Source organism: Niastella sp. sgz303648, assembly GCF_059587045.1.
Genome location: NZ_JCAPSW010000001.1, coordinates 292,786 through 311,932, shown reverse-complemented (window position 1 = coordinate 311,932; position 19,147 = coordinate 292,786). Strand labels below are relative to the sequence as shown.

Here is a 19,147-nt window from a genome sequence, read left to right as displayed (position 1 = left end):
CAACACTTTTATAACTTTTTCACAGGATATAATTTCGTAAGTTCCGGCTACCAAAAATTTTATCCTGATATGAATAAGTTCGCCATCACTTTATCGGGGATTATTATACATGTTGCAGCGTTTGCTCAAATTGACGCCGGACTGTTTCGCTATCCCGATGTTTCAAAAGATCAGATCGTTTTTACTTATGCCAATGACCTTTGGCTGATTCCCAAAGACGGGGGTACGGCCATCAAGCTGAGTTCGCCGTCCGGCGTGGAAGTATATCCAAAATTTTCGCCCGATGGTAAAAGCATTGCTTTCTCTGCCAACTACGATGGCAATTACGATGCTTATGTGCTGAGTACTTCGGGCGGCGTACCCGTTCGGCTTACGTCGCACGGTTATCCCGACAGGGTAGTAGATTGGACAACCGATGGCAAAAGGGTGCTGTTCGCCTCATCACGCGAAAGCGGCAAGGCCAGGTTCAACCAGCTTTATACCGTGGCATCGTCGGGCGGCCCCGCCGAAAAGCTGCCCGTGGCTTATGGCGAGTATGCCTCTTATTCGCCCGATGGCAAACAACTGGCTATGGTTTATCGCACACAGGTAGGGCGCAACTGGAAGCGGTACCGTGGCGGATGGAAAGCCGACCTGCATATTTTCAATTTGCAAACCCTCGCTGATCAGGATATGTCGACCCCCGAAGAGGCCGGCAGTGAATTTCCTATGTGGAATGGCAACTTTATTTATTTTTTGAGTGACCGCGGGCCCGAGCTGCGAATGAATTTGTGGAGATATGATTTGTCGACTAAAAAATATGAACAGCTAACAAAGTTCACCGATTACGATGTGCATTATCCCTCGATGGGCCCCGATGATATTGTATTTGAAGCAGCCGGAAAATTATACCTGTATAACCTCGCTTCGCAAAAGCAAAAAGAAGTGAAGGTGAACCTTGTGAGCGACCGGGCTATGCTGAAACCCAAAATTGAAGCGGTCGATAACCTGATACAGGCAGGCGGGTTAAGTCCTGACGGAAAGCGGGTGTTGTTGCAGGGAAGGGGCGATATTTTTTCGGTGCCAGCCGAAAACGGTTATGTAAAAGACCTTACCCGTACTTCGGGTGTGGCTGAGCGATATCCCACCTGGTCGCCCGATGGAAAATCGATTGCTTACTGGAGTGATGCCTCGGGTGAATACGAGTTGTACATCATGCAGCCCGATAAAGAAGGTTCTGCCAAAAAACTTACCAGTTACGGGCCCGGCTACCGGTACCAGACCGTGTGGTCGCCCGATAGTAAAAAACTGGCCTTTGTAGACAAGGCCATGCGCATTCAGATATTTGATATAACTACCAATGAAACTGTACAGGTAGATAAGGCCCTTTTATGGACGCATGGCAATCTCTCAGGCTTTTCACCCTGCTGGTCGCCCGACAGCAAATGGCTGGCTTATAACCGCGACCTCGAAAATAATCACGATGCCATTTTTATTTATGATCATAGCACCAAAAAAACAAAACAGGTAACCAGTGGTTTTTATAACTGCAACGAGCCGGTATTTGATCCCGAAGGAAAATACCTGTATGTATTCACCAGTCAGAGTTTTAGTCCCATTTACAGCGATATCGACAATACCTTTTCATATCCCAATACCCGTAGCATTGCCGCTATTGCGTTAAAGAAAACCACGCCCTCGTTGCTGGCCCCGCAAAATGATGTGGTAGCTATTACCGAAGGAGAAGTGAAACCCGAGGCAGGCGCAGATAATAAAAAAGAAAAGAAAGATTCTGCCGCGCTCACCAAAAAGCCCGATACAAAACAGGTAGATATTGATTTCGATGACTTTGAAGAACGTATGGTATTGCTGCCCGTAACGCCCGGTAATTACCGCAACCTCGAAGCAGGCAAAGGCAAGATCTATTATTTACGTGTTCCCAATACCGGTACCGTTGATGGAAAGAATAGTGTGAAATATTTTGATATCGATAAAAGGGAAGAAAAAACGGTGCTTGAGGAAGCTGATTTTTATATCATGGCCTATAACAAACAAAAAATGCTGATTGGCCGAAAAGGAACTTTGGCAGTGATTGGTACCGGCGAAGGCCAGAAGTTTGAAAAGCCATTGCATACTTCCGAAATGCAAATGATGATAAACCCCGAAGAAGAATGGAAGCAACTGTTTACCGATGCATGGCGTTTGGAAAGGGATTATTTCTACGATGCAAAAATGCATGGAGTCGATTGGAATGCCATGAGAACACGGTATGGTAAAATGCTGGATGGTGCGCTCACGCGCGAAGAAGCCGACTTTGTAATTGGTGAAATGATCGGCGAGCTCAATGCTTCGCACACGTATCATGGCGGCGGCGATATGGAAAGAACAAAAAACCAGAATGTCGGATACCTCGGTATTGACTGGCAGGCAGAAGGCGATAATTATAAAGTCAAAAAAATTATTCGTGGCGCTCCCTGGGATGCCGAAGTGCATTCGCCCTTCGATATGTCGGGTGTGAACATAAAAGAAGGTGATTATATTCTGGCAGTGAATGGCGTACCCTTAACAACCGCCAATGATCCGTTTATCGCATTTCAGGGGCTGGCCAACAAAACGGTTGAAATAACGTATAACAGCACGGCTTCTTTCACCGGCGCTAAAACAGCGGTTGTAAAAACTTTGGGTGATGAATACCGCCTGCGCAATCTTGCCTGGATCGAAGACATGCGTAAAAAGGTTGATAAAGAAAGCAATGGCGAAATAGGGTATGTGTTTGTGCCCAGCACCGGCATCGACGGCCAAAATGAATTGTTGCGCCAGTTCAATGCACAATGGAATAAAAAAGCATTGATCATAGATGAACGCTTTAACGATGGCGGACAAATACCCGATCGCTTTATTGAAATGCTTAACCGGGAGCCATTGTCGTTCTTTGCATTGCGCGATGGTGAACCGCTGCCTACACCGGCGTATGCACATTTTGGCCCTAAAGTAATGCTCATAAACGGATGGAGCGGATCGGGCGGTGATGCATTCCCTGATTATTTCAGAAAACGAAAATTAGGACCATTGATCGGAACAAGAACATGGGGCGGATTGATTGGTATAACCGGAGTGCCTTCTTTAATCGATGGCGGCGGCATAACCGTTCCGACTTTTAGAATGTACAATCCCGATGGCACCTGGTTCCGGGAAGGACATGGCGTTGATCCTGATATTGCAGTACCCGAAGATTTAGGTCAGATGGCAAAAGGCGTTGATCCGCAATTGACCCGCGCTATTACTGAAGCAAAAAATTTAATAAAAACCAAAGGATACGAAATGCCAAAAGCGCCTGGCGCCGAAAAAAGGGGCTTTTGATGTAGCATATTCATTTAGTGATCATATAAATAAAACCCGTCCGCCAGCTGGCAGACGGGTTTTGTCGTTTATCATATAGGGCGCGCTATAGCAGCCTGAAGGTAAGTTTTACTATATCTGTTCAAACACAGGTAACCGTAGGGTATCTTACTACACAACCCGACGGTACGCCTGGCAGATTCTGTGATGCAGGGCCTTTGGGTTTTATACAAATTAAAAACGATATTCAACTTTAAATGGGGGGCGTAGCAAATGGTGCTGCGAACCCCCTTTTTTTATTTTGTGATAGTAAATTCCCGGCTGGCGAAATCGGCCAATACCCGCCATGGTACTCAAAAATGTATTTTTAACAATTTAAATAAGGGAAATTTAAGCCAGCTGGCTGATTTTTAAAAATCAATCGTATCTTGGCTTCGTTTTTCGTAACAAATTGTAAAGTTTTATATAACTATTGTTTGTCAGATCATGAAGTTTATACCTTCTTTATTACTGCTATTAGCCTGCAGTCCTCTTGGACTATTTGCCCAAAACGCGGCGAAACCCGTTAAAAAAGGGATTAAGGAAAAATACAACGGCTATTTGTTTGTTTATTTCACCGGTAACGACAAAGCCGGTGAATCGATCCGGTATGCCATCAGCAACGACGGGTTTAATTTCAGGGCCTTAAATAATAACCAGCCTGTGATTGCTTCGGAACAAATTAGCTCAACCGGCGGTGTACGCGACCCGCATATTATTCGCGGTGTTGATGGTGAAACTTTTTACATGGTGGCTACCGATATGATGTCAGCCAACGGATGGAATTCGAACCGCGCCATGGTATTGATGAAATCGACCGATCTTGTACACTGGACATCGGCCGTGGTTAACATTCAGAAAAGATTTCCCGGCAATGATAGCCTGCTGCGTGTATGGGCCCCGCAAACTATTTACGACGAAAAGGCCGGTAAATATATGATCTACTTTAGCATGAAGCATGGTAGCGACCCCGACAAAATATACTATGCTTATGCCAACGACGCTTTCACCGACCTGGAAGCGGAACCCAAACAACTTTTTTTTAGTCCAACCAACGGCGCCTGTATCGATGGCGACATCATGTATAAAGACGAAAAATATAATTTGTTCTTTAAAACCGAAGGCGAAGGCGCCGGTATTAAAATAGCCGTATCGGATAAATTAACCGAAGGATATGTATTGCGCGATACCTATGTGCAGCAAACAAAATCGCCGGTAGAAGGAGCAGGCGTTTACCCGCTTAATAACGGTAAGGAGTATGTATTGATGTACGATATGTACACCAGCGGCCGCTACCAGTTTACCAAAACAGCAGATCTGCGAACGTTTACCGTAATCGACGACAAGGTATCGATGAACTTTCATCCGCGGCATGGTACCGTAATGTCTGTTACAGCAGGCGAGCTGGAACGGATAACCAAAGAATGGTATAATCCTTATGATGCATTGCTTTCAGCAGGTGCTGCCGCTATCAAAAAAAATAACGTTGTATTTGATACCACCGCCGGGAAAGTACTGCTTCCTGTAAAACCCGGCACAGCACTGACTGCATTCGATCCGGGCTTTACTAAGTTTCCCGGAGTATCAATTTCACCCGCCGGTGCGCAGAATTTTACAAAGGGCCCCGTAAAGTATACCGTAACGATCAAAGGACAGCAGCCGCAAATTTTTTCAGTAGCTGTCAAAGTATATGGCAATCCGGTACTGGCCGGTTTTTATGCCGATCCTTATATGATCTATAGTGAAAAAAATAAAAAGTATTATTTGTACCCGACCAGCGACGGGTTCAACAACTGGTCGGGCACTTATTTTAAAACATTTTCCTCGACCGATCTGCTGAACTGGAAAGACGAAGGCGTTATCCTTGACCTGCCCACCGATGTACAATGGGGCAAACGCAATGCATGGGCGCCTACGGCCATCGAAAAAAAGATCGATGGCAAATACAAATACTTTTATTATTTCTGCGCGGCCCAGAAAATCGGAGTAGCAACAGCCGATGATCCTGCAGGGCCTTTTAAAGATGCCGGCAAGCCTTTGATCGAAAACCATCCTCCCGGTACTTCACACGGGCAGCAAATAGATCCCGATGTATTCAGCGATCCTAAAACCGGTAAAAATTATTTGTATTGGGGCAATGGTTATATGGCAGTGGCTGAGCTGAATGATGATATGGTTTCCTTAAAGGAAGAGACTATTAAGATAATCACGCCCGATTCAACGTTCCGCGAAGGTGCCCATGTGTTTTATCGCAACGGCATCTATTATTTTATGTGGAGTGAAGATGATACACGTAGCGAAAATTACCGTGTACGCTATGCTATGAGCGATTCGCCAACCGGTAAACTGACCATCCCTGCCAACAACCTCGTTATTGCAAAAGATAAGGAAGCCGGTATTTATGGAACAGGACATAATGGAACTATAAAAGTTACCGGTAAAGATGAATGGTATCTTGTATACCACCGGTTCACTTATCCCAATGGAATAAAAATGGGCGACAGAGCCGGCTTTAACCGCGAAACCTGTATCGATAAAATGGAATTTAATGCAGATGGAACTATTAAGCCGGTGAAGCCGACGCATGAGGGAATTGGAAGCAGGAAGTCCGAAATCAGAAGTCGGATGTCGGAAGCCGGATCCCGGATAGCATCTGGTCGGTAATTAGAAGACTGAGGTTCTTCTGACTTCAGACCTCCGACTTCAGCTAAAAAAAATTACAATGAAAAAGATTGCATTGCCATTAATATTGCTATTTACAACACTCGCACAATACGGGTTTGCCGGTATAAAAACCAATGAACCCGATTCGGTTTATCTTTTCATTTACGGAACAAATAAAAATGAGGGCAGGAACGGGTTGCATGCAGCCTGGAGCCGTGATAAGCAGCAATGGTACCTGATAGGTAATGAGTTCAGTTATTTACGCAGCGATTATGGCAGATGGGGCCTCGAAAAAAGAATGATGAACCCCTGTATTATAAAAGGCCCCGATAATGTATGGCATTGTGTATGGGGTTTAAATGAGCGCGAGTTGGTTTTTGCGCATGCGGCGTCGGCCGACCTGATCGACTGGGGCCGGCAAAGCTACCCGCCGGTAAACAAAGGAACAAATTGTTTACGCCCTGTATTGCGCTATGATGAAAAAGCAGGCTGCTATGTGATCACGTATACAGATGCAGCCGGAAAATACTTTCAGGTAACAACAAAAGATTTTAAAAAATATTCGGCTGCCAGCGAAGTAGCCGCCGGTGAATACAACGATCATCGTATTAGCATTGATTTGCCAACGGGTAATGCAACCGGACAAATATACCGCGTTGCCTGGCCTGTTGCCGATAAGCTGGTGAAGACATATGAATTGAAACAATACAATAATAGTAAAGATTACGAGGCTACGGCGCAGGATGCACAACGTTTTGCGGGATTGAAACCGGTAGATGCAAAAATTATACTGACGCCTGAAAATGCAAAGCCCATCAGCAATATGCTCACAGGTGTTTTTTTTGAAGATATTAATTATGCTGCAGACGGTGGCCTGTATGCCGAGCTGATCCAGAACCGCGATTTTGAATATGCATTAAGCGACAGGGAAGGCCGCGATAAAAGCTGGAACAGCACCTACGCCTGGTCGTTAAAAGGCGATAATACCACGTTCAAGATTGATTCTGTTGCACCCGTTCATACCAATAACCCGCATTATGCCTTACTGGAAACAAAAACACCCGGAGCGGCGCTGATAAATACAGGATATGATGGTATAGCAGTGAAGAAAGGCGAACAATACGATTTTTCATTATTGGCAAAACAACCCGAAGGCAAAAACGCAAAATTACAGGTGCGTTTGGTAAGCGATAAAGCCGGTTTACTGGCCCAGGCAAATCTGTCGATTGCCGGCGCTAACTGGAAAAACATAAAAACTGTTTTAACTGTTACTGCCGATGCTGATGATGCACGGCTTGAATTGCAACCGTTGAGTCCCGGACGCGTGGCGCTGGATATGATATCCCTGTTTCCGCAAAAGACCTTTAAGAACCGTAAGAACGGACTGCGTGCCGATCTGGCGCAGGCCATTGCCGATATTCATCCGCGCTTTATTCGTTTTCCCGGCGGGTGTGTGGCACATGGCGACGGACTGGGAAATATTTATCGCTGGAAAAATACCATCGGGCCACTTGAAGCACGTAAACCGCAGCGCAACCTGTGGGGGTATCATCAGTCTGTTGGGTTAGGCTATTTTGAATATTTCAGGTATTGTGAAGATATCGGCGCAGAACCCTTGCCGGTATTGGCTGCCGGCGTTCCCTGTCAGAACTCTTTTACAGGCGGCGGCGGGCAACAGGGCGGCATTCCCATGAATGAAATGGATGCTTATGTACAGGATATACTCGACCTTATAGAATGGGCAAACGGTGATATTAAAACGAAATGGGGAAAGGTACGGGCAGAGGCCGGTCATCCAAAACCGTTCAACCTGAAATATATTGGCATCGGTAATGAAGACCTGATCACCGATATTTTTGAAGAACGCTTTACCATGATCTTTAATGCAATAAAAGCAAAGCATCCCGAAATAACTGTGATCGGAACCGTAGGTCCAACATACGAAGGAACAGATTATGAAGAAGGGTGGGAGATTGCCTCGAAACTGCAGGTGCCTGTTGTAGATGAGCATTATTATCAGCCACCAGGCTGGTTTATCAATAACCAGGATTATTACGATCGCTACGATCGTTCAAAGTCGAAAGTGTATCTGGGAGAATATGCTGCGCATTTACCCGGCAGGCCAAATAATCTTGAAACCGCTTTGGCCGAAGCGCTGTACCTGACAACCATCGAGCGCAACGGCGATGTGGTGCATATGGCTTCCTATGCGCCGTTACTGGCCAAAGAAGGACATACGCAATGGAATCCCAATCTGATTTATTTCAACAACACTGTTGTAAAAACCACCGTTGGGTATCAGGTGCAAAAGTTATATGGTTTGAACGCCGGTACCGAATACCTGCCCTGTTCCATCAATGTATCGAACAACCAGGATGCGGTTAAAAAACGCATTGCCTGTTCGGTAGTGCGCGATTCGGTGAGCAAAGATGTGATCATTAAAATGGTGAACCTGTTACCGGTGCCGGTAAATACAGAAATAGATGTAAAGAATATGGTACCTGCCGGTGCTCAGGCAATAAAAACAGTTTTACAGGGCAGCAGTACGGCAGATAAAAATGCATTACCGGTTGAAAGCACCATTTCTATACCTGAAAAATTCACCAATGAATTACCGGCGTATTCGTTTACGGTGATTAGGGTAAAAACAAAATAATATCCGGTAAAAAAGTACAAGCGATATTCTACAATAAATGCAGAACTTCGGGCACTTCATTTCTTATTCAACAGCGTTTTTTATGAATAAGCTTACCTGCATTTGTTTTTTTGTTTGCATGTTTGTGCCTGCATTGGTAACACATGCGCAAAACACACCCTGGAAAGGGAAAAAATGTGCCGTTGTTTTAACATATGATGATGGCCTGAATGTTCATTTGTCCAACGTAGTGCCTGTTCTTGATTCCCTGCAATTGAAAGCCACTTTTTATATTGCTGATTATGCAGGCAATCTAAAAACGCAAATACCGGGCTGGCGGGCGGCAGCTGCCAAAGGTCACGAACTGGGCAATCATACTATTCACCATCCCTGTGCAGGCGGTGAGGGCAGATCGTTTGTTACCCCCGATTATGATTTAAATAATTATTCTGTACGAAGAATAACAGATGAGATCCGGGCTATGAATACGCTGTTGACAGCCATTGATGGAAAAACAAAAAGAACCTTTGCATATCCCTGCGGCGACACAAAAATTCATGATACGGCTTATATAGAATCGTTGCAAAATGAATTTGCAGCAGCCCGTGGCGTTATCCCATCCATGCCTTCGATAGATAAGGTAGATTTATTAAATGTTCCCTGCTACGGCATCAATGGCGAAAGCGCTGATCAGTTGATTGAACTGGTTAAACAGGCACAGGATAAGCAAGGTCTGCTGGTGTTTCTTTTTCATGGTGTTGGTGGTGAGCATAGTTTGAATGTTTCGCTGCAGGCACATAGCCAATTGCTGCATTATTTAAAGCAACACCAAAAAGATATATGGATCGCTCCGATGGTTGAGGTGGCTACGTTTATAAAGGAACATTCAAAAAAGCAGCAACCTTAACTTCTCATTCATCGTGCAACAAAATACCCAAATCAGCCCCGGCCTTCAGGCAGGGGGAATGAAGGGATAACTGATAAATGGTTATGGTGATCAGGTAAATAAGTATCACTCCGCCACCAATGGCTGATTTATTTTTGAGGCAATAAATATAAATTGCTATTATGAGAAGGCGGTTACACGATTGTTTGTTCTTTGTATGTTTATTGCTCTCAGTGCATTCTTTTGCTCAGCATAAATCAGCTTCCGGTAAAACTTTTATACGCAGCATTAATCATCAGTTTATTGCAGATAATAAACCCTGGTATTTTGTGGGCACCAATTACTGGTACGGTCCTTACCTCGGTTTGCAAAAAGACAAACAAAAAGGTATTGAACGTTTGCGCAAAGAGCTTGATTTTCTGAAGGCGAACGGCGTTACCAGTTTGCGCGTGTTGGCCGGGGTTGAAGGATCGGGACAAATAAACGGCGTACAACGCGTTGCTCCGCCATTACAGCCGGTTAAAGGTGTTTTTGATGATGCACCGTTGCAGGGGCTCGACCTGTTGCTGGCTGAAATGGGAAAACGCAACCTGAAAGCCGTGATCTTTTTAAGCAATAACTGGGAATGGAGCGGCGGTTTTTTGCAATACCTGAACTGGAATGGCGAATTGTCGACCCCGGATATGCAACGCAAACTGAATTGGGATGAACTGAGAGACGCCACCAGTAAATTTTACAGTTGCGCTCCCTGCATACACGATTACGAGGAACAGGTAAAGCATATTATTACCCGCACCAATACCATCACCGGTAAAAAATACAAAGACGATCCGGTTATTATGGCCTGGGAACTGGCCAATGAACCACGCCCAATGCGACCGGCCGCCAATGAAAATTACCTGAAGTTCATCAGTGGTGCCGCTGCATATATAAAATCGATCGATACGAACCATCTCATTACAGCAGGCCACGAAGGCGACCAGGCTACAGACGGCGATTTACTGTTGTATGAAAAGGTGCATGCCGACCCGAATATCGATTACCTTACTATTCATATCTGGCCCAAGAACTGGCGCTGGTTCAATGACTCTACCCTTGTGCAGGACCTTCCTTCGGTAAAACAAAAAACATCGGCCTATATACAAAAACATGTGCAGGTTGCTGAAAAGCTCAACAAGCCGCTGGTGATTGAAGAGTTTGGCATTCCACGCGATCATCATTCGTTCAGTATCGATGCAGGTACAAAAGTGAGAGACGAATATTACAGCGTATTTCTGGAAGAATGGAAACGGCACAAACAAAACAATGGGGTAGTGGCCGGACTTAACTTCTGGTCGTTTTCAGGCAAAGGAAGGCCCATACCCAATCAGATTTTCTGGAAGCAGGGCGATAATTATCTCGGCGACCCACCTATGGAAGAGCAGGGACTGAATTCGGTGTTTGATTGCGACAGTTCGACATGGAAACTTATAAATACATATACAGGAGGCAGAAAGTAAGAAGAAGCAAGCGGGGTGGTATGATTACAATCAGCTATTGTATTGATGTTGTCATCCATATATTTGCAACGCTGTATGTAGCATTGCTTAAATGAAAATTAATATGAACAGGCTATTGGTTGCTTGCCTCTTATCTGTATTACTATTTCGGTCGTATGCGCAGGATGTAAAGCTAAAGGCCATACCTTATGTAATGCATTTTGAAAATGTTCCGCTTGGTTATAAGATCAAAAGCGATAATCAGATCTGGTTCTCTGCTCCCCCAAACACCGACCTTTTTATTGCACCAGACGGAGGATTTGAGATTAATAAATCGCCAAGACTTATATTCAAACCTGACTCGGATTTTATTTTTACCGCCAAAATTCAACCCGACTTTAAATCGAAATGGGATGCTGGTGCCTTGCTGATTTATAACGACGGTAAACACTTTGCCAAGTTTTGTTTTGAAAAGGATTATAAGCAACTGCCCAGAATTGTTTCGGTAGTATGTAATGAAGTGGCTGATGATTGTAATTCGATGGCAGTTACAACGAAAGAAGTCTATTATAGAATAACCGGCTCTGCTAAGGGCAATACCTTTACATTTTATTATTCTGCAAACGGAAAAAGCTGGTATCTGATACGCACATTCAGACTTGATAAAGCAGATAATATTCGCATAGGATTTACTGTACAATCCGCTTCCGGCAAACCATGCAGTGCCGATTTTTCCGACATCGATTTTCAGCCCAGAAAACCTGTCGACTGGTGGAAGGGGAACTGAAGTTTTAAGTTTGAAGTATACAGTAAGAAATTAAAGGCTTTATTCATCTCAGTTAACAAACGGCTACCTCTTTATAAACATACCGGCACCCTAACTGCCGCAATACGTCAATAATTTGCTCCTCAATTAATTTTCGAACAACAAATGAAACAAACAATTAATAAAACAACAGCCGCCTTCCTGCTGGTGTTTTCTGCAATGATTGTTGCCAAACCTGCCGCTGCACAATCCTCCCTTTCTGATGCGGTGATCTATCAAAAAATTGAAACGCAGCTAAAACAAATGACCCTCGAAGAAAAAGTGGGCATGCTGCATGCCAGTTCGTCGTTTACCTCTGGCGGCGTACCCCGTTTGAATATTCCTGAATTAACAACCAGCGACGGTCCTCATGGAGTTCGTATGGAGCATGGCCGCGACTGGAGCACCGATAACGATCATGTATTCGACAGCGCCACCTATTTACCAACCGGTGTTTGTTTGGCCAGCACCTGGAACCCGCAACTGGGTGTTGCCTACGGAGCTGTACTGGGCAGCGAAGCCAATGCGCGTGGAAAAGATATCATACTGGGGCCCGGCATCAACATCATTCGTACACCTTTGAATGGAAGAAATTTTGAATACCAGAGCGAAGATCCTTACCTCGTATCGAAAATGGCGGTAGGGTATATAAAAGGAGTGCAGTCGCAGGGCGTTGCCGCATGCGTCAAACATTTTTTGGCCAATAACCAGGAAACAGAAAGAGGTCGTGTAAATGTGTTGATGAGCGAAAGAGCCCTGCGTGAAATTTATCTGCCCGGTTTTAAAGCCGCAGTTACCGAGGGCGGTGTTTATTCAGTTATGGGTGCCTACAATAAATTCAGAGGACAGTTCTGTACAGAAAATGATTATCTCATCAACAAAATTTTAAAAACTGAATTCGGGTTTAAAGGGCTTGTGATGAGTGATTGGGGCGCTGTGCACAGCACGCTCGAGGCATTGTGGAATGGTACCGATCTTGAAATGGGCACCGATTTGATGGGAGCGCCTTACAACAAATTCTTTTTAGGCGATACGGTGGTTACGCTTGTTAAAAAGGGTGTGATCGATGAAAACCTCATCAATGAAAAAGTGCGTCGCATATTGTATGTGATGTATAAGACCAATAAGTTCGGCGGCCGCCAACCCGGATCGTTCAGCACCGCAGCACATTTTGCAACAGCCCGTAAAGTAGCCGAAGAAGGTATTGTATTGCTCAAAAATCAAAACAATATATTGCCCTTTAGCAACACTGCCATAAAATCAATTGCGGTAATAGGAGTGAATGCGGCACGGCTTCAGTCGCAGGGCGGCGGCAGTTCGCAGGTGCGTACGAGATATGAAATAACACCGCTCGAAGGAATAAAGAGCATAGCAGGTAATACCATTGCGGTTTCTTATTCACCGGGCTATGAAATTGTAAAGAACGGAACGGCGAACCAGCAACTGATCGATGCAGCCGTTGAAGCCGCCAAAAAAGCGGATGTAGCCGTAGTGGTTGGCGGCTGGACGCACGGTTACAACAATTATTCATGGACCGATAATGCCTATGATGCCGAAGGCACCGACAAGCCCAATCTCGATATGCCTTTCGGACAGAACCAATTGATCGAAGCAGTGATCAAAGCCAATCCTAAAACAGTGGTGGTATTAATGGGCGGCGGCCCCATCGATGTATCGGCCTGGGTACAACAGGCGCCTGCTATTGTTCAGGCATGGTATGCCGGCAGTGAAGGCGGCAATGCCCTTGCTGAAATAATATTCGGACAGGTTAATCCCTCCGGCAAACTGCCTATGACCTTTCCGAAAAATTTATTGGAAAGTCCGGCGCATGTATTTGGTGAATACCCCGGCGATACCGTAAATGTGTATTACAAAGATGACATATTTGTAGGCTACCGCTATTTCGATACCTGGAAGGTGGAACCGCAATTCGCGTTCGGGCATGGACTTTCGTATACTACTTTTCGTTATGCCAATCTGAATATAGTACCGGGCAATCAAAGCGCTGTTGTTACGCTTACGCTTACGAATACCGGTAAGGTGGCAGGCGCCGAAGTGGTGCAGTTGTATGTGAAAGACAATATAAGCACATTAAGAAGACCTGAAAAAGAACTGAAAGCATTTGAAAAAGTATGGCTGAAACCCGGTGAAAGTAAAAAGGTTACCTTCTCACTCACAAAAGAAGCGTTTCAGTATTATAACGACATCAAACAACAATGGGTGGTGGAACCGGGCGCATTTACCATTATGGCCGGAGGTTCATCGCGCGATATACAACTTTCGAAAGTCATTGAATTGAAGTAATGGTTAGCGCTCTTCGGGGCTGAAAGCCTCGTCCCGACATATCACGTCGGGACGGCAACTTTCGTAAGTGGCCGCAGGCCACAAAAAAGCTCTGCGAAACTGCAAGTCTCGTAGAGCTTTTTTTATTGTGTCGCATAAACTTTTTGAAGCGCAGGCAGCTGGTTTGTGGAAAAAATAAATTATTATTTTCCCTAAAGTTTGTTTTATTTACATTGTACCCGGTACTGTTGTTACATTTTATGCTACCTGTTTTAAGACCAATACTCCGAAAAACACTCGTTATTTCGCTTTTCTTCTGCTTTACAGCACAATTGCTGGCGCAGCAACAGACCGGTTATCATTTCGCCCACCTCGATTTTAACCAGGGACTTTCCAATAATCAGATCAATTGTATATATAAAGACGCCAAAGGCTTTATGTGGTTTGGCACCATGGGTGGATTGAACCGCTACGACGGGTATGCATTTAAAACTTTCAGGCATTCAATAAAAGATACCGCCTCTATTAATGACGATTATATAACAAACATTGTTGCCGGGCCCGATAACCGGCTATGGGTACAATCGCGAATCGGTTTTAATATTTATGATCCAGCAACAGAAAAATTCGACCGGCGTGTTGATGAACGGCTTCTGAGATGGAGTTTGCCCCCCTATGGATTAAGTGATATTGTTAAAACCCATTCTGTATATTGGTTTGTTTACCCCGACAGCGGTTTATACTATATTGAAAATAAAAAAAACGCTGTTCCATTACTTACCGGCAAACAATTAACCGGTACCATAGCTGATGTAAAGGCCGATACAGAAAATAATATCTACATCGTTTATCAGAATGGTATTATTGAAAAGATAGATGCGGCAACGAAAAAGGTGATCTGGCGAACCGATATTTTGCAGCAAAAACAGGGAAACAATAAAGTGCCGTACAGGTTTTTTGTTGGCAGCAGGGGAAACCTATGGGTGTATGCCGATGGATATTTTGATGGCATTTACTACATTCAAACCAAAGAAAATAAACTGCAGCAAATTGCCAGAGACCAGGGAACGGCCATATTGAGCAGTAATATCATTGTCAGCATTGCTGAAGATAACAAAGGCTTTATCTGGATTGCCACAGATCATGGCGGATTGAATATTCTGCGTAAACAGGACCTGACTGTGCAGGTGCTTGTAAACAAACCCGGCGATGAAAGCAGCATTGCTCAAAACAGTCTTACCGTTTTGTATAAAGATGATTTCGGCATCATGTGGGTAGGTACCTACAAACAGGGCATCAATTATTATCACGAAGGGATGATCAAATTCCCTTTATTCAGGCATCAGGAAGCCGATGCGGGCAGTTTGCCTTATAATGATGTAAACCGTTTTGTTGAAGATGAAAAAGGAAATATCTGGATCGGCACCAATGGGGGAGGGCTCATTTATTTCGACCGTATTGCGAATACATTTAAGCAATTCAGGCATAATCCGGAGAATGAGAACAGCTTAGCCAATGATGTAATTGTAAGTCTTTGCATAGATCATAACAATATACTTTGGATAGGCACCTACTACGGCGGGCTCGATAGCTACGACGGCAAAACTTTTACCCATCACCGCCACAATGCAAATGACAGCACCAGCATTGCCGACGACCGGGTTTGGGAAATATATGAAGACAAAGAATACAACCTGTGGATCGGCACACTGGAAGCCGGATTGGAAAAATACGACCGCACCAGCAACCGCTTTTATCATTATAAACCCTTTGCCCGCAACTCGGTATTTGCCGGCTATATTTCTGCCATTACCAGTGATAAATATGGCAACCTTTGGATCGGCACCTCGTACGGAATTGATGTGAAATATAAAAATTCAGCCGATTTCAAATTGTTTGCTTCCAATAACTCAACACTCAGCAACGATAATATCATTGCCCTCTTCAGCGACAGTCGGGAAAATATGTGGATTGGCACAAGAGATGGGCTTAATATTTACAACCCGGCCAACCACAGCTTTCAGGTATTTAGGAAAGAAGACGGATTGCCCGATAATACTATCCTCAACATTGTTGAAGACAAAGCCCAAAATTTATGGGTAAGCACACTCAATGGCATCAGCCGTATTACCTATAGCGGTTCGCTTAAAAATGGCATCTACATCAGTTGCACCAATTACGACCGCCTTGATGGACTTCAGGGAAAAGAATTTAATGACAATGCTGCACTGAGCACCCGCAAAGGCGAAATTATTTTTGGGGGCGCCAACGGTTTTAATCTTTTCGATCCTGCTAATTTAAAAATGAATGAACATGCGCCTCCGGTGGTGCTTACCGGTTTGCAGGTATTTAATCAGGATATCGAAGCAGGCTTCAAAATCAATGATCATGTTATTTTGCAGAAAGCGATAACTGAAACCGATAATATTACCCTTCGTTATGATGAAAATATCTTTTCGATAGAGTTTGCATCGCTAAGTTACCTCAACACACAAAAAAACAAATATGCCTGGAGGCTCGAAGGATTTAATAATAACTGGTTGTATACCGATGGCAGCTCGCGAAAAGTAACCTATACCAACCTCGATCCCGGTAAATATACTTTATATGTAAAAGCCTCGAACGACGATGGTGTATGGAACGACAAAGGCATTGCGGTACACATCACAATATTGCCGCCCTTCTGGAAAACGCCGTGGGCGTACGTTTTATATATGCTGATCTCTTTCGCCCTGCTGTTTTTAGCCTGGCGAATGATTATGCAACGCACCCAAATGCGTTTTGCCATTGAGCATGAAAGAAAGGAAGCTGCACGCATACGTGAGCTGGATGCCATGAAGATCCGTTTTTTTACCAATGTAAGTCATGAGTTCAGAACGCCGTTGTCGCTGATACTTACACCGCTCGAAAGAATGATCCGGTCGGCCAATAATACTTCGCAAAGGGCGCAATACCAGTTAATGCAGCGAAATGCCCGCCGGTTGCTGAACCTCGTAAACCAGTTGCTCGATTTTCGAAAAATGGAAGTGCACGAGCTGAAGCTGCATGCTGCCGAAGGCGATATTATTCAATTTATTAAAGAAACCTCGTATTCATTTACTGATATCGCCGAAAAAAAGCAAATACAGTTTGGTTATTCATCAACGACCGGCAGCTTATATACCATATTCGATCACGACAAACTGGAACGGATCTTATTCAACCTGCTTTCCAATGCATTCAAATTTACTCCGGCAAATGGAAGCGTTTCGGTAGAATTGCAGGCTATTAAAAAAGACGAGAGCACCCTGCTCGAAATAAAAGTAAAAGATACCGGCATTGGCATTCCCGCCGACCGGCAGCAGAAAATATTTGAACGGTTTTTTCAGCATGATCTGCCCGGGAGCGTTGTTAACCTCGGCAGCGGAATTGGTCTTGCCATTACCAAAGAATTTGTACATCTGTTCAATGGAGCCATCAGTGTTGAAAGCACCGAAAACAAAGGTTCCTGTTTTACGGTGTTGCTTCCTGTGAAAGAGGTCGAACCATCGACCGAAGTGAAAGCTATTGAAACCGTTGATGATTTTGAAACAGTAATCGAAAACCTGGCAGCACAGCCGGAGGAAATTGAGGGTACTGTCGAAAGCAACCTTACTTCTTCTCAAAAAAAGCATACGGTATTATTGGTTGAAGACAATGAAGATTTTCTTTTTTACCTGAAAGACAACCTGCGCGAATATTATCATATTGCCGAGGCTGCCGACGGTATCACCGGCTGGCAAAAAACACTCGCTGCTCATCCTGATATTGTGGTATGTGATATCAATATGCCGGGCATGAACGGTATTGATCTGTGTAAAAAAATGAAGAACGATGCACGCACCAAACATATTCCAGTTGTTTTGATAACAGCAGTGAGCGGTGAAGAGCAGCAGTTGCGGGGCATTGAAACCGGAGCGGCCGATTACATGACCAAGCCGTTCAATTTTGAAATATTATTAAGCCGTTTAAAGAATTTACTGGCGCAGCAACAATCGCTCAGGCAAACATTTACCAAACAGGTGGCCGTAAAAACCTCGGATATAAAAATTGAATCGGCTGATGAAAAATTTGTACAGGATGCGCTGGCCATAGTAGAGAAGAATTTGTCGAATTCTGATTTTTCGGTAGAGGAAATGAGCCGTGGTTTGTTGCTCAGCCGCGCGGCCGTATACAAACGGTTATTTGTGCTTACCGGTAAAACGCCCACCGAATTTATCCGTTCGGTTCGTTTGCAAAGAGCAGCCCAATTGCTCGAAAAAACCAAAAAAACGGTTGCCGAGGTGGCTTACGAAACAGGCTTTAACAACCCCAAATATTTCTCGAAGTATTTCAAATCACAGTTTGGTGTATTACCCTCGGCCTGGCAGGCCGAAGCCAAAAAATCGGGCAGTCAAAAACAGTAGTTTGCCAATTGTTCGGATATCTTACGGTTGTATTTTTTTTACAATATATCATACTTATTATTCCAAAGTTGACAAACTATACCGTTTAAATAGACAATTTATATACTCCCGCAACATTTTGATACCCCGTTTTAGACAAATGCATACCGTACTATTCAACTACCCTGTATATTTTCATGCCCGAATAATACGCCAGCCATTGAAGAATGTGTTAATGATATTTCGAAATATGCTATGCCTTTCATGGCTCTTATGTAGAACTTATAGGCTCACACAGGACCTTTTATATACAGTTGTTACAGTTGTTCTGAAAACAAACCGCCTTGTTGATACCCTAACCGGCGAATGCAGGGGCGGTTTTGGTTTCAGACAAACACTCTCAGATTATTACAAAACATCAGGTAAGTATATCGTTAAACCGAACATAAACAGTTGTTGTCACATCAGGAAAGAGCCGGGATTTCTATCCTGGTTCATTTTTATCACATTACCTCTGCAAATTACCGCTCACCGATGTTGCTTATAAAGTGGCGTTTGGAAAAGCGGCCACAGGAGCTACCTATCCGGCTATTTATATACAGGGCACAGTGAGCGGCGTGTACGGTTTTTACCGCT

8 protein-coding genes are annotated in these 19,147 nt (G+C 44.2%); all 8 read left to right on the top strand.

Going from position 1 to position 19,147, the window contains the following annotated elements:
* Positions 1–69: 69 nt before the first annotated feature.
* The 8 genes from AC59IL_RS01130 (at position 70) to AC59IL_RS01095 (ending at position 18,532) form a co-directional block, all read left to right on the top strand.
* Entirely contained in the window at positions 70–3,339 is a 3,270-nt protein-coding gene (locus tag AC59IL_RS01130) for a S41 family peptidase (RefSeq protein ID WP_496550223.1), read from the top strand.
* A gap of 465 nt (positions 3,340–3,804) precedes the next feature.
* Positions 3,805–6,021, top strand: a complete 2,217-nt coding sequence (locus tag AC59IL_RS01125; protein WP_496550222.1) for a glycoside hydrolase family 43 protein — start codon at positions 3,805–3,807, stop codon at positions 6,019–6,021.
* A 58-nt stretch (positions 6,022–6,079) separates the two neighbouring features.
* A complete protein-coding gene (locus AC59IL_RS01120; protein ID WP_496550221.1) occupies positions 6,080–8,677 on the top strand; it encodes an alpha-L-arabinofuranosidase family protein in 2,598 nt (865 codons plus the stop codon).
* A gap of 82 nt (positions 8,678–8,759) precedes the next feature.
* Positions 8,760–9,563: a polysaccharide deacetylase family protein gene (locus tag AC59IL_RS01115; protein WP_496550220.1), complete on the top strand. Its 804-nt coding sequence runs from the start codon at positions 8,760–8,762 to the stop codon at positions 9,561–9,563.
* 161 nt (positions 9,564–9,724) lie between these two features.
* Entirely contained in the window at positions 9,725–11,041 is a 1,317-nt protein-coding gene (locus AC59IL_RS01110; RefSeq protein ID WP_496550219.1) for a glycoside hydrolase 5 family protein, read from the top strand.
* Between the two features lie 103 nt (positions 11,042–11,144).
* Positions 11,145–11,807 (top strand): DUF1349 domain-containing protein, encoded by a 663-nt coding sequence (locus AC59IL_RS01105; protein WP_496550218.1) that lies wholly within the window; start codon positions 11,145–11,147, stop codon positions 11,805–11,807.
* A 144-nt stretch (positions 11,808–11,951) separates the two neighbouring features.
* The gene (locus AC59IL_RS01100) at positions 11,952–14,129 is read left to right on the top strand and encodes a glycoside hydrolase family 3 C-terminal domain-containing protein (RefSeq protein WP_496550217.1); all 2,178 of its coding nucleotides are present in this window, start codon (positions 11,952–11,954) and stop codon (positions 14,127–14,129) included.
* 239 nt (positions 14,130–14,368) lie between these two features.
* Positions 14,369–18,532 (top strand): hybrid sensor histidine kinase/response regulator transcription factor, encoded by a 4,164-nt coding sequence (locus AC59IL_RS01095; RefSeq protein WP_496550216.1) that lies wholly within the window; start codon positions 14,369–14,371, stop codon positions 18,530–18,532.
* Positions 18,533–19,147: the final 615 nt, after the last annotated feature.